At 38.5% G+C, this 12,815-nt stretch carries 14 protein-coding genes; 6 read left to right on the forward strand and 8 right to left on the reverse strand.

Going from position 1 to position 12,815, the window contains the following annotated elements; translation table 11 throughout:
• Positions 1–155 precede the first annotated feature (155 nt).
• A complete protein-coding gene (gene cysK / locus ACTJJG_RS11775) occupies positions 156–1,154 on the forward strand; it encodes a cysteine synthase A (RefSeq protein WP_005065649.1) in 999 nt (332 codons plus the stop codon).
• A 55-nt stretch (positions 1,155–1,209) separates the two neighbouring features.
• On the opposite strand, the gene ACTJJG_RS11780 is transcribed toward cysK, so the two are convergent.
• From ACTJJG_RS11780 to ACTJJG_RS11795, 4 genes are all read right to left on the reverse strand, one after another.
• A complete protein-coding gene (locus ACTJJG_RS11780) occupies positions 1,210–1,818 on the reverse strand; it encodes a lytic transglycosylase domain-containing protein (protein WP_080630986.1) in 609 nt (202 codons plus the stop codon).
• 280 nt (positions 1,819–2,098) lie between these two features.
• A complete protein-coding gene (locus ACTJJG_RS11785; RefSeq protein ID WP_005065652.1) occupies positions 2,099–2,332 on the reverse strand; it encodes a DUF2798 domain-containing protein in 234 nt (77 codons plus the stop codon).
• Positions 2,333–2,336: 4 nt separating this feature from the next.
• Entirely contained in the window at positions 2,337–2,903 is a 567-nt protein-coding gene (locus ACTJJG_RS11790; protein WP_005065655.1) for a flavodoxin family protein, read from the reverse strand.
• Between the two features lie 18 nt (positions 2,904–2,921).
• Complete coding sequence (locus ACTJJG_RS11795) at positions 2,922–3,407, reverse strand: DUF2938 domain-containing protein (RefSeq protein WP_005065657.1); 486 nt, start codon at positions 3,405–3,407, stop codon at positions 2,922–2,924.
• A gap of 81 nt (positions 3,408–3,488) precedes the next feature.
• On the opposite strand from ACTJJG_RS11795, the gene ACTJJG_RS11800 reads away from it, so the two are divergent.
• From ACTJJG_RS11800 to ACTJJG_RS11815, 4 genes are all read left to right on the forward strand, one after another.
• Entirely contained in the window at positions 3,489–3,893 is a 405-nt protein-coding gene (locus tag ACTJJG_RS11800; RefSeq protein WP_005065659.1) for a helix-turn-helix domain-containing protein, read from the forward strand.
• A 150-nt stretch (positions 3,894–4,043) separates the two neighbouring features.
• Positions 4,044–5,303 carry an esterase-like activity of phytase family protein gene (locus tag ACTJJG_RS11805; protein WP_025469756.1) on the forward strand — a complete coding sequence of 420 codons (1,260 nt, stop codon included), beginning with the start codon at positions 4,044–4,046 and terminating at the stop codon, positions 5,301–5,303.
• A 211-nt stretch (positions 5,304–5,514) separates the two neighbouring features.
• Positions 5,515–7,893 (forward strand): YgiQ family radical SAM protein, encoded by a 2,379-nt coding sequence (locus tag ACTJJG_RS11810; RefSeq protein ID WP_005065662.1) that lies wholly within the window; start codon positions 5,515–5,517, stop codon positions 7,891–7,893.
• Positions 7,894–8,207: 314 nt separating this feature from the next.
• Positions 8,208–8,708: a DUF2726 domain-containing protein gene (locus ACTJJG_RS11815; RefSeq protein ID WP_002121669.1), complete on the forward strand. Its 501-nt coding sequence runs from the start codon at positions 8,208–8,210 to the stop codon at positions 8,706–8,708.
• Between the two features lie 147 nt (positions 8,709–8,855).
• On the opposite strand, the gene ACTJJG_RS11820 is transcribed toward ACTJJG_RS11815, so the two are convergent.
• Positions 8,856–9,209, reverse strand: coding sequence for a RidA family protein (locus tag ACTJJG_RS11820; RefSeq protein WP_002121652.1), 354 nt, complete (start codon positions 9,207–9,209; stop codon positions 8,856–8,858).
• Between the two features lie 193 nt (positions 9,210–9,402).
• On the opposite strand from ACTJJG_RS11820, the gene ACTJJG_RS11825 reads away from it, so the two are divergent.
• Positions 9,403–9,519, forward strand: a complete 117-nt coding sequence (locus ACTJJG_RS11825; RefSeq protein ID WP_002121660.1) for a hypothetical protein — start codon at positions 9,403–9,405, stop codon at positions 9,517–9,519.
• A gap of 4 nt (positions 9,520–9,523) precedes the next feature.
• On the opposite strand, the gene dinB is transcribed toward ACTJJG_RS11825, so the two are convergent.
• From dinB to mdtD, 3 genes are all read right to left on the reverse strand, one after another.
• Entirely contained in the window at positions 9,524–10,579 is a 1,056-nt protein-coding gene (gene dinB, locus ACTJJG_RS11830) for a DNA polymerase IV (protein ID WP_032070650.1), read from the reverse strand.
• Position 10,580: 1 nt separating this feature from the next.
• Complete coding sequence (locus ACTJJG_RS11835) at positions 10,581–11,339, reverse strand: glycoside hydrolase family 25 protein (RefSeq protein WP_016802737.1); 759 nt, start codon at positions 11,337–11,339, stop codon at positions 10,581–10,583.
• Between the two features lie 76 nt (positions 11,340–11,415).
• Positions 11,416–12,807: a multidrug transporter subunit MdtD gene (gene mdtD, locus ACTJJG_RS11840; protein WP_032070649.1), complete on the reverse strand. Its 1,392-nt coding sequence runs from the start codon at positions 12,805–12,807 to the stop codon at positions 11,416–11,418.
• Positions 12,808–12,815 lie beyond the last annotated feature (8 nt).

The raw sequence follows: 12,815 nt of genomic DNA on the forward strand, positions 1-12,815 counted from the left end.
GTTACCCATGTGAGAGTAAGTCATCGCCAGCTCATTATTCTAAACACCCCCGTTCCAATGAATGGGGGTGTTTTTTTATTGGGGGAATTTGTATCGTCAATTCTTTATATGATTATAATGGAAGAAATTCATATCAAGTCTAATAAGGATATAACATGTCTACCGATCAACAATTCCCAACACCCAATAATTTAGGTATTGCAGTTTATACAAATAATGCAGAAGCTATTGGTAATACTCCTTTAGTTCGCATCAACCGTTTAATTAAAACTGGTGCAACTGTATTAGCGAAAGTAGAAAGTCGTAATCCTGCCTTTTCTGTGAAATGCCGTATTGGGGCTGCACTTATTGCAGATGCAGAAAAAAGAGGTGTGTTGAAAGAAGGCATGCATATAGTTGAACCAACTAGTGGTAATACAGGGATTGCATTGGCTTTTGTTGCGGCAGCGAAGGGGTATGCAATTACTTTGACTATGCCAGCCAGCATGAGTCTTGAACGTAGAAAAGTATTAAAAGCTTTAGGTGCTAATTTAGTTCTAACTGAACCGGCGAAAGGGATGAAAGGGGCGGTTGATGAAGCGGTACGATTAGCAACTGAACAGCCAGATGTTTATTTTTTGCCACAACAATTTGAAAATCCAGCCAATCCACAAATTCATGTGGACACAACTGGCCCAGAAATTTGGCAAGCAACAGGTGGGCAGGTTGATATTTTAGTTGCTGGCGTAGGTACTGGAGGTACGATAACGGGTATTTCTCGTTATTTTGAACAGGTCCAAAATAAGCCATTGTACTCAGTAGCAGTTGAACCTGCTGAGTCTCCAATTATTACTCAAACTAAAAATGGTGAAAGTATTACGCCTGCACCCCATAAAATTCAGGGGATTGGTGCAAACTTTATTCCAAAAAATCTTGATTTAGATTTGGTTGATGAAGTCTTACCAGTGAGTAGTGAAGAAGCAATTCAATGGGCGAGAAACTGTGCAACTCAAGAAGGTATTTTGGTAGGTATCTCAAGTGGAGCTGCCTTGGCTGCTGCAGCTAAAATTGCAGAGCGTCGTGAAAATGCTGGTAAAACAATAGTTGTTATTCTTCCTGATAGCGGAGAACGTTATTTATCTTCTGTTTTATTTGAAGGTTTATTTGACGAATAAAATTAACTATGTAAAAAAGCCCATTAATAGATGGGCTTTTTTATTTGATCTGAATTTATAATGCACTTTTTAAATTTTTCTGATGACGTTTCACAGATCGAGCATATTTTTTTGCTTTGTGTCGTGTCCAGAAGCTTCGCTCATATCCAGTCGGTCCCACATTATAATAAGCTGTTGCTTTGAACCAACTATCAGCTGACTGATAATAGTGATTTAAGATATAAGCCCCACATTGGATATTAGTAGTTTCATCATACAAATTCCCAGCACAAGTTTGTTGCCAATAACTCGGAATAATTTGAGTTAAACCGACAGCACCAGTAGGAGAGCGAGCATTACTATTGTAACTAGACTCTTGCCTGATGACTGCTGCGAGTAAAAGAGGGGGGACATTATATTGGTCAGCACTTTGAATAATCATTGGAGATAGCCGATTGGCTGTACTCGCTGGAACAGAATAAGCTTTTTGTAAGCCAGACGAGAGTTTATTGGAGCGCCAAGAAAATGAGCCACTGTTAGGTCCTAAGCTTGTACACCCTGTCATTATTGTCATCAATGCAATAATAAAAAATTTGAAGCTAAGGCGGTGTAATTCTGATGGTTCAAAATGATCTTGAGCTAAAGATGAGGTAAGCAAAATACAAAACCAATAATCAAATTTCAAATAAAATGATGGTATTCAGCCGTACTTATCGGATCAATATAAGTTCTGTTGCTCAGCACATCTATAAAGTAAGAATTTTGTATAATTAAAATGAAAAAACCCCGACATCCTGTCGAGGTTTCTTCGTATTCAGCTTTATGTAGTTAACTCCTGTCAACTACCGCTTCCTGCGTTCTTATTCTTCTTCAATGAGACATCCTGTCTCTCTATGATTTATATACTATGAAAAAATACTAAAGCTGAATATCCGCAAATCACCGCAAGTTTTGTACGTTTTAACTTACAGTCGTTTTTTTTCAACTTTCTTAGATATGATGTCGACTAATTTCTGGGCTATAGGAGCACAAATCAATACACTTGGGAAAGCTAATATCCATGCAATGATCCAAGCCGATAACCATAATGAAACGAAGTGATGATTTAGCCCTACAGCCTTGAAAGTTGAAATACCTGAAACTATAAAAGACATCATTCCTGATAAAATTAAGAGGAATAAAAGTTTCTGTGCTTTCATGGCCTTATATTCCTTGATAAGCATTTAAGGTCAATGCAAAATTTTCTCCAAATTGTTGAGCAGTTTTAATATCTCCTTCATCAAAACCATCTGCATTACTGCCATGTTCAGCTTGAGCCATTAAGCCTGACCATGAACCGAGACGGTTGGCTGCTTGCGTATAAGGAATGCCTTTGTGCTGTTCAGGCATGATTGGATTACCGACCCATAACATGCCGTGTTGCATACAAAAGGTGAAAATCGAAATTAACGTCGATTGTTTATCACCAGCAGGAAGGGAGGAAACGGTAAATCCAGCCGCTAATTTTCCTTTAAAACTTTGTTTTTTCCATAATGGACCAGTTGCATCCATGAGTTGTTTTAATTTGGAAGATACACCACCTAAATAAGTGGGGGATCCCCAAATTAAGCCGTCATATTGGATGAGAATTTCTGGGCTGTTGATAATATCTTCAGTATTGAGTAAATCTGCTTTCATATTTTTATGGCTCAAAATACCAGTTTGAATTTGCTGAGCAATAAATTGGGTGTGGCCTTGGCGGCTATGGTAAATGATGGCAATAGTTTTCATGAGTAGTCTCCTCTTTATTTAAATTTGAAATAGTTTTGCAGTGAGATATAAGCCACAACCAAAAACAATATGGTTCATCAAACTTTTTAGACAGTTTAAAAAAGGATGAGGTGTTTTTGATGAAGCAAAGCCACCACCCATCGCAGGTTGCATAATAAAAAATGGAATGAGGACGGTGACTACACCAAATAGAAGTGCTGAATAAAACTGAGGTTGGCTAAGCCAAGTTGAACCAATAATGAAAAGAAAACTCAATGCAAAGATAATCCCAACACTATAGTGAGCAATCCAACCCAATAAATACTCATGCTTAATTGAGGGGCTTTTTGCAATAGATTGATGAATAAGTTTCCCTTGAAATATCCAACCAACCCAGCGACCGAGGAAGGCAAAATTTAAGGTCGGAATTTTGAATATCTTTAATATGAACAGCCAGATATCCATAAATATAGTTGCACCAATACCAAGACATAAAGCTTGAAAGAACAACGTAGAGGTATTCATTTTTACACCTTGCTTTTATACGTATGAAACGTGATAAATTTATTGTGCAAGTTCAAGTTCACTTGAAGTCAAGAGGTTATTATGGATATTGGTGAAGTTTCTAAGAAGGCAAAAGTCACAACTGCAACGCTACGCTTTTATGAAGAGAAAGGACTAATTAAATCGATAGGGCGGCAAGGCTTACGTCGACAATATGGCAAGAAGGTAATTGATCAATTGGCATTAATCTCTTTAGGTCGCGCTGCGGGTTTTTCTTTAAATGAGATCGCTGCAATGTTTGGACAAGATGGTAAGCCTGAGCTTGATCGGCAAAAATTAAAAGATAAAGCTGAACAATTAGAGCAAATGGCAAAACGATTGCATTTTATCAGCCAAGGATTAGAACATGCTGCTGTATGTCCTGCTGAAAATCATATGGAATGTCCAACTTTCCAAAAATTTTTAAAAGCAGCAATTGCTGGAGAATATCAGCCAACAAAACTTTAATCAGTTTTCAGCAAAGAAGTCGAATTTTTAAGGTTGTATTAAATAGTTAGTCTTGTCATATTTTTGCCATAAAGATTTCATCTTTTTGAAGTAAAAATTTCATATAAGCTTGATTAAATTTGCTTAATTTTTTACCAAATGTATAAAACCATGAGCAAAAAAACATTAGCGGTATTATTATGCTGTGCCAGTTTAGGATTGGCGGCATGTAATGATGATAACGACCACGAACAAACTTCACCTACTGAAAACGTTACCGAACCAACCTTAATTTCTTTTGCTAAGTTACCTGTAGAAACTTATGCTGCTGGTCCAGACTCTGGCGCATATGTGAAAGGTGCAAATGGAATTTATCCTCCATTTAAAGGTCAACCTGTACAAGGCTTTTCTGCTGCATTAAAAAATGAAGATGGCAGTTATATGGCAATGGCCGATAACGGTTTTGGCACTCAAGATAATTCATCAGACTTTTTACTTCGTATTTATAAAATAAAGCCTGATTTCAAAACTAAAGCTAAAGGCACGAGCCAAGTTACTGTACAAAGCTTTATCCAACTGCGTGATCCGAATAAATTAATTCCATTTAATATCATCAATGGTAATACACCTGAGCGTTTATTAACGGGTGCTGATTTTGACCCAGAGTCGATGCAGCGTACTAGTGACGGGACCTACTGGATTGGAGATGAATTTGGTCCATATTTACTCCATTTCTCAGCAGATGGCGTGTTATTAGATGCACCGATTGCTCTGCCAAATCCGTTAAATCCGACTCAAGAATTACGTTCACCACAAAATCAGTTTAATAAAGCACAAATTAATTTTGTAGAACCTCTAGTTCAACAAAGTGGCGGTTTTGAAGGAATGGCGATTTCGCCAGATGGGCAGTATCTTTACCCTCTTATAGAAAAGCCAATTAAATCAATTCGAGAAACGGAAAGACAATTATTGATTTCTCAATTTGATGTGAAGAAAAAAGCGTATACAGGAAAATATTATTGGTTCCAGTTAGACAGTAAGGCAACCAATATTGGGGATTTCCAACTCTTTAATAATAATGAGGGTATTATTATTGAACGTGATGCCACGCAGAATAATTTAGGAGGTTATAAAAAATTAATTCGTATTAAATTAAATGAGTCAGGCCAGCTAGTCAGCCGCGAAGACTTAGTCGATTTAATTAAAATTGCTAACCAGAATATGTTGTATGGCACAGCTAGAGCAGGGGATATTGGTACGGGACAGGTTTTTGCTTTTCCATTTGAAACCATTGAAGATGTGATTATTGAAAATGGCACAACGCTGACGGTTTTCAATGATAATAACTTCCCTGGTTCGACAGGACGTAACGCAAAACTGGCTGACGATAACGAGATTATTCAGATCCGTTTGCCAAAAGCTTTGTTCTAAGTTCTATAAATAAAAATTAAAACTGCGGCGGATTTTGGTCCGCCGTATTTATTCCAAGAAAAAATATTGAATAAACTTTAATCAAATTAATTTCTATATTGTTGTTTTCGCATGTTTTATAAACAGGGAAAATGAATGAAATTCATGTTAAAATGATCGGCTTTCATCTTTAGATGTCTCTCCTTCATCTGCTAGCCGAGATTCGCAAGCCATGTCTACTGCCTACACCATGCAGACTGCGCCCAAAGCGCTGTTTGATTACGACAAATATTGGGCGTCGTGTTTTGAACCCGCACCATTTTTGCCGATGTCACGAGAAGAAATGGACCAACTCGGCTGGGATGCGTGTGACTTTATTTTAGTCTGTGGTGATGCTTATATTGACCATCCATCATTTGTATCAGGTGTGATTGGACGTGTGCTTGAGGCACAAGGTTTCCGTGTCGGAATTATTGCGCAGCCAGACTGGACCAATGTTGAAAGCTTCCGAGTTTTAGGTAAGCCAACAATTGCTTGGGGTGTAACCGCAGGTAATATGGATTCGATGATTAACCGTTATACGGCAGATCGTAAAATCCGTTCGGATGATGCATATTCTCCAAATAATGAACCAAATAAACGTCCAGACCGCGCAGCAACAGTTTATTGCCAACGTTGTCGAGAAGCATTCCCTGATGTACCTGTGTTATTAGGTGGTATTGAAGGCAGTTTACGCCGTATCGCACACTACGATTATTGGTCAGATAAAGTCCGTCGTTCGATTTTGATGGACTCAAAAGCTGATTTGCTGATGTATGGTAATGGTGAGCGCGCCATTATTGATGTAATGCATCGTTTGGCTAAAGGTGAGAAAATCCACGAGATTACAGATGTTCGTGGTACGGCATTTATTATTAATAAACATAACAAAGCATCAAAAGCAAAGTTTGTTGAAGTTGCGAGTAATGATGTAGATACGGTTGGGCGTGTTGATCCAATTATTAACCCATATGTCATGACAGAAGATATTGATGGCTGTGAGGTTGAAAAAGAAAAGGGTAACTCTTTAGCTCAGTATCAAAATTTCCAAAAAGAGATTGTTGCAAATCCGATTGTGCGTGAAGGCGACAAACTTGATGACGACACTCAAATCGTTCAATTAAAGCCGGCACCGTCAAAAGCGATTAAACACAAATTGCCACCACGAGAGTTGGCGGTTATTCGCTTGCCTTCTTTTGAAGAAGTGGCAAATGATCAAGTGCTTTATGCGCATGCAAACCGTATTTTGCACCTTGAAACTAATCCAGGTAATGCTCGTGCACTCGTTCAACGCCATGGTGAACGAGATGTGTGGATTAACCCGCCTCCAATTCCTCTAACTACAGAGGAAATGGATTATGTGTTTGATTTACCTTATGCACGTTTGCCACATCCTACTTATGGTGATGCTCGTTTCCCTGCATTTGATATGATCAAATTCTCGGTCAACATTATGCGTGGCTGTTTTGGCGGCTGTACATTCTGTTCAATTACAGAACATGAAGGGCGTATTATTCAAAACCGTTCGGAAGACTCGATCTTACGTGAGATTGAAAAAATCCGTGATACTGCACCAAACTTCACCGGTATTATTTCAGATTTAGGTGGCCCAACAGCAAACATGTACCGTTTGCACTGTAAAGATCCTGAAATTGAGAAAAACTGTCGTAAACCTTCTTGTGTATATCCGGGTGTTTGTCAAAACTTGCATACGGATCATGCACCTTTAGTGCAGCTTTATCGTAAAGCGCGTGCCATTAAAGGTGTAAAGAAGATTCTGATTGGTTCAGGTTTACGTTATGACCTTGCGGTACTCAACCCTGAATATGTCAAAGAATTAGTACAGCACCACGTAGGTGGTTATTTAAAAATTGCTCCTGAACATACCGAGCAAGGCCCGTTATCTAAAATGATGAAACCGGGTATTGGTACGTATGATCGTTTCAAACAAATGTTTGACCGTTTCAGTAAAGAAGCAGGAAAAGAGCAATATTTAATTCCTTACTTTATTGCAGCACATCCGGGTACTTCAGATTATGACATGATGCATCTTGCAATTTGGTTGAAAAAGAATGGTTTCCGTGCCGATCAGGTACAGACTTTCTATCCATCGCCAATGGCAACTGCAACAACCATGTATTATTCGGGCAAAAACCCACTTGCTAAAGTCGCTCGCTATACTGAAAAAGTTGATATTGTAAAAGGTGAAAAACGCCGTCGTCTGCATAAAGCATTCTTGCGTTATCATGATCCAAACAACTGGCCATTACTTCGTGAGGCCCTAAAAGAGATGGGTCGCGCAGATTTAATTGGTAATTCGAAGCAGCATTTAATTCCGACTTATCAGCCAAAAGGCACAGAAGGGGAATATAAGTCTGCTCGCAAGAAAAATTCGTCTACAGCAGGTGATTCGGTTAAACGAAATAACCAGCAAACGAATAATCATTCGAATCAAAAGCGTCCACAAAAAGGACAGGTTCTAACGCAACATAATGGTTTACCTCCCCGTGAAACAGGAGAAAAAAGACCGTTTGGCGGGAAAAGTAAACCTAAATCTAAAGTTCGTGGATAATGATAAAACAGGCTCTTAAATAGAGCCTGTTTTGTTTTTTATAACTCTATTTAAATCGTATAATGAGATTTTTGAGGATTTAAAGTACAAAAAACGTAACGAATAATGATAAATAGCCAAAATCTGACGAGCTGCACTTGATTGTTATTGATTCTATGATTATAAATAATGTGAGGGTGGCTAAATTTAAGCCAAGCTTGATAACTACAAGTGAAATTACTAAGTGAACCTTTTAAAAAACGGCTGTGTCGTTATCAATTAAAACAAAGTGTGATCTAGCAAAATCATTATAAAAAACTTAAAGGATTAGGCCCATGTATTATTTAATCACGATCTTATTATTATTTCTGGTTGTTGTTATGGCAGTGAAAAGTCTGTCACGAAGGCATCAACATGATAGTGCTTTAAAGCGCCGTGCAGTGTTAACTAGCCATGAGCAAATGACCTTAACCAGACTACAAACTGTTTTGCCCAAATTTACCGTATTAGCGCATGTATCTTTTGATGCACTTCTAACAACAAAATACGCGCATACACGTCGTAAATATCAAAATATGTCAGCTGATTTTGTTGTGCTTGATCAAAATTATCAGGTAATTGTAGTCGTTGTTCTAGGGGAAAACGGTTTACGCCGAGCGCATCAACAATATGAGCGTCGCCTATTACAATTGGCTGGCTATCGTGTGCTTCATTATAGTAGTGTGCCTGATTATCATGACTTAAGAAGAGACTTATTGAGTCCTGAATCAGAATTAGCAACTTTGCATGCGACACCCCAGCTAGAAAGAATGTCAAACGCTTTTGTGAAGCCTTAAAAATTCGACATTAGCAGAATTGATTTGAGAGCTCATTTAAGAAGATTTGAATAAAATGCTGAAATTCAAAATTTTAAAATTATTAAAAAATTGAGCAATATCACCCAAGATATTGCTCAATTTTACATAGATTTATAATTATAAAAATTATGGAAGTACCGCAACAACCGTCATTTCTACAAGTACATCTGGTGCATAGAGTTTTGATTCTACACATGTACGTGCTGGTGGGTTCCCTTCGCTAATCCATGCATCCCAAACCGCATTCATAGCTGCATAATCTTTTTCAATATCTTTTAGGAAAATCATGACAGAAAGGATATGGGTTTTATCTGTTCCAGCTTCTGCTAATAGACGATCAATATTATCTAAAGTTTGTTGAGTCTGCCCTGTGACATCTGCGCTTGTATCATCGGCGAGTTGCCCAGCTAGGTGTACTAAATTACCTGAAATCGCAACTTCGCAATAGCGTGAAGTAACGTGTAAACGCTTTACCGTCATAAAAATGCTCTAAAGTGGCTTTATTTAATAGTTTTGATTTTATGAAGAGTTGCTAGGTCGGTGCAAGCAAGTAGAAAAGAATTTCAGTAGATTATTGTGAGGAAGGGATATCTAAGCCATGTATCAGAAGAGCCCTGCAATATTCGGATTTGGTCGTCACGCCAATCACAGGACGATATGCCGAAAGTAAAGGTTGCTTTGGCATGTTGCAAATACATGGGTAATGAATATGCGTGGATTAGGTTACTCTAAAGTTTCAGTAAAAGGGAGTCTATTTTGTTTAAAAGTTGCTCTTTTGAGTGAAAAGTAGTCAATTACCAGAGGTTAAGCTGGAAGTCATCCGCTTGGGTTTGTAATTGATAAACGCCTATACCAATCAGGCGAAACTGGAAATGTTCGGGTATCTGCATTTCATTTAACAATAAAAATAAAACTTGGATTAGGTCCTGTAGCGACTGGATCGGCCTTTTAAAGCTTTTACTATGTTGTAGAGTCTGAAAATTCTTGAGTTTAAGTTTGATATTGACACCACGTGCATTAAGCTGTTTTTTCTCTAGTGTTTGCCACACTTTTTCGGCTAATCCCTGCCAATAGGGCTGACATTGAGCCAAAGTAAAATCACTGTCAAAAGTTGTCTCTTTCGAAATTTGTTGGCGAGCTCTTTCAGCTTGAACAGGTCTATGGTCAATGCCCTGAGCATATAGATAGAGTTGTTGTCCATATTTACCGAAGTGGTGAACCAAAACAGCTTCTTCAATTTTCTGTAAATCACCTAACGTATATAGCTGAAGCTGTTGTAATTTTTCCTGAGTGACTTTACCCACGCCTGGAATCTTTTTAAGCGGAAGGTCTTGAATAAAAGTAGCAACTTGCGAAGGTTTGATTACACATAAGCCATTAGGTTTGTTCCAATCCGAAGCAATTTTTGCCAAAAACTTATTTGGTGCCACACCAGCTGATGCGGTCAATCCGGTTAATCTAAAAATATCTTCCCGAATATGCATGGCAACTTCAGTTGCACTCGCAATCTGTTTTAGGTTTTCAGTGACATCTAAATAAGCTTCATCTAAAGATAAAGGTTCAATAAGTAGTGTATATTGCTGAAAGATTGAGTGAATTTGAGCGGAAACCGTACGGTATTTTTCAAAATTTGGTTCAATAATGACAACTTGAGGACATAGTTTTCTTGCCTGACTCATCGATATGGCAGAACGCAAACCAAATTCACGGGCAGGATAGGAGGCAGCAGCAATCACAGCTCGCGGATGATGCGAAGAAATAACGACGGGAAGATGCTTTAGATCAGGACGCTCTCGCAATTCGACCGATGCATAGAAGGCATCCATATCGATATGAATGATTTTGCGCATATTATTGTGCTTTCACGATGCCTTGCTGCTGTAAAAAATGATGCCATTCTTTGACTGAACCCTCATAAACATTTAAGTCTACTGGTTTTGTCATGCCTTCAATTTTACCTTGATTACTATGCTGCCAAAAGAGCCATTTTCTTTTGTCTTTTAGCTCAGGTTTTCCTTCGTAATCTCTGACCCAAAGTGGTGTATTAGGGAAACTTCCTATTAATACAATGTGGTAAAAAGTTTTGGAAATATAAAAGATAGGCTGTTTGCCATAGTGCTGTTTTAAGCGGGCATGCATGATGCCTATTTCTTTAAGTAATTGTTCTTTGGTGTGAGCATTAATACAGTTACCGTCATATTCTAGGTCGATAACAGGAGGAAGGGCATCGGCTTTGTTGGGTACAGTCGCAATAAAGTTATCCGCTTGCGTTTTACCATCACGGCATAGACGATAAAAGTGATAAGCGCCTACATGAAAACCATGTTCACGTGCCTTGAGCCAGTTTTCCTGAAATTTTGAATCTTTGTAATCGCCGCCTTCAGTCGCTTTTAAATAGACGAATTGGAATTTTTCCGGTGATATTTTTTTCCAGTTAATATCACCTTGATGATGAGAAACATCGAACCCTTGCACCGGATAATCCTGCGCAACAGCTTTTTGTTGATAGAACAGACCAAAATAAGCTAAGACTCCCATAACACAAGCTAAGCCAATTCCGATTAGAGTATTGTGCCGTGATGTGAAAAAAGTTTTAGCCAGTTTGCTCATTCAAAACTCGTTAAAATTTGAAGTCGACATCATAGCGTGATTCGCGAGCGAGAAACCATGCTAAAAATGCAACCGCTTATACAGACGTATCCTTTGGAATTTGCCAGAAAATAAAAGCAGTAATGACATTGATACAACCGAGACAAATGAGAGTGACATGAAACGCTGTTGTCACGTGGTCTGCACCATAATAATTAGTAAAAATATTAATGAGGGTACCTGCCAGTGCTACACCAATACTCATTGATAGCATCATGATCATTGATAGGAAACTATTACCGCTACTTGCATCTTGTTGAGGCAAGTCTTTCAAGGTTAATGTATTCATGCCAACAAATTGCAGTGAATTTAATGTGCCAAATAAGAAAAAGTGCAAGGCTCTAAACCAAGTTGGAGTATCGACGGTCATGATTGCAAAAGAGGCAATACATAGCCCAACTAATGTTGTGTTGATGAGTAAAAAACGTCGATAGCCAATTTTTTGAATAATAGGCCTGACAATTGGCTTTGAAAATAATGAGCCCAAGACCAATGGAATCATCATTAAACCTGCAATAAATGGTTCAAAACCAAAAGCGACTTGTAGCATGAGTGGTAAAACAAAAGGTAAGGCATTACCACCAAAGCGAGCAAAGAAATTACCTAAAATACCAATCGCATAAATTTTGTTTCTAAAGAGTCGGCTGCGGAATAATGCATTTTGATGAGTATGTGAATGGTAGGCATACCATAGTGTTGCGATTATTCCGACGACTAATAGCGAAATACTAAACCATTTTGAATATTCAGGTGAGGCTAGATGTTCGATCCCTAAAGACCAGCCAATCATGGCCACGACTAATAAGATAAAGCCCCCCAAATCGAATGTTTTGACTGAGGGTTCTTTTACATTTGGCATGACTTTTAGTGTCATTAGTATACCAAGTATGCCCATAGGAATATTGATAAGAAAAATCCAGTGCCAAGTTGCAACTTCAACCAACCATCCGCCCAAAGTTGGACCAGCCAAAGGTCCGAGTAAACCTGCAAGGCTCATTAAGCTCATCGCAGCTAAGAACTGAGTTCGAGGAATAATTTTTAAAAGTGATAATCGGCCAACAGGAAGTAGTAAGGCGCCGCCTATGCCTTGGATGACTCGGAAAAATAACAGCTCATTGAGACTCTGAGAAAGACCACAACCTAAAGAAGCCAGAGTAAAAATTACGATTGCCGACAAGAAAATATTTCTAACACCAAAGCGGTCTGCTAACCATCCACTTAGAGGAATACAGGCAGCAACCGATAATACATAGGCCACCACTACACTGTGCATGCGTAAAGGGTCTTCATTTAGATGATGAGCCATTGCAGGAATAGCAGTATTTACAATGGTTGTGTCCAAGGCCTGCATAAAAAAGCCAATAGAAACCAAAAGAACGAGTAAGCGATATTCGGGTTGCAAGGCTTGGTGAGTCGGCGTGGCATTCATAACATTTG

It is taken from the genome of Acinetobacter sp. 22512 (assembly GCF_052044755.1).
In the GTDB taxonomy this organism is placed as follows: domain Bacteria; phylum Pseudomonadota; class Gammaproteobacteria; order Pseudomonadales; family Moraxellaceae; genus Acinetobacter; species Acinetobacter pittii.

Bases quoted from the DNA above. Each gene is read 5' to 3' on its own strand.
- ACTJJG_RS11820 (WP_002121652.1), bottom strand. From the start codon at position 9,209: ATGACGGTAAAGCGTTTACACGTTACTTCACGCTATTGCGAAGTTGCG.
- ACTJJG_RS11815 (WP_002121669.1), top strand. From the start codon at position 8,208: ATGTATTATTTAATCACGATCTTATTATTATTTCTGGTTGTTGTTATG.
- ACTJJG_RS11785 (WP_005065652.1), bottom strand. From the start codon at position 2,332: ATGAAAGCACAGAAACTTTTATTCCTCTTAATTTTATCAGGAATGATG.
- mdtD (WP_032070649.1), bottom strand. From the start codon at position 12,807: ATGAATGCCACGCCGACTCACCAAGCCTTGCAACCCGAATATCGCTTA.
- ACTJJG_RS11810 (WP_005065662.1), top strand. From the start codon at position 5,515: ATGTCTACTGCCTACACCATGCAGACTGCGCCCAAAGCGCTGTTTGAT.
- ACTJJG_RS11805 (WP_025469756.1), top strand. From the start codon at position 4,044: ATGAGCAAAAAAACATTAGCGGTATTATTATGCTGTGCCAGTTTAGGA.
- ACTJJG_RS11800 (WP_005065659.1), top strand. From the start codon at position 3,489: ATGGATATTGGTGAAGTTTCTAAGAAGGCAAAAGTCACAACTGCAACG.
- ACTJJG_RS11835 (WP_016802737.1), bottom strand. From the start codon at position 11,339: ATGAGCAAACTGGCTAAAACTTTTTTCACATCACGGCACAATACTCTA.
- ACTJJG_RS11795 (WP_005065657.1), bottom strand. From the start codon at position 3,407: ATGAATACCTCTACGTTGTTCTTTCAAGCTTTATGTCTTGGTATTGGT.
- dinB (WP_032070650.1), bottom strand. From the start codon at position 10,579: ATGCGCAAAATCATTCATATCGATATGGATGCCTTCTATGCATCGGTC.
- ACTJJG_RS11790 (WP_005065655.1), bottom strand. From the start codon at position 2,903: ATGAAAACTATTGCCATCATTTACCATAGCCGCCAAGGCCACACCCAA.
- cysK (WP_005065649.1), top strand. From the start codon at position 156: ATGTCTACCGATCAACAATTCCCAACACCCAATAATTTAGGTATTGCA.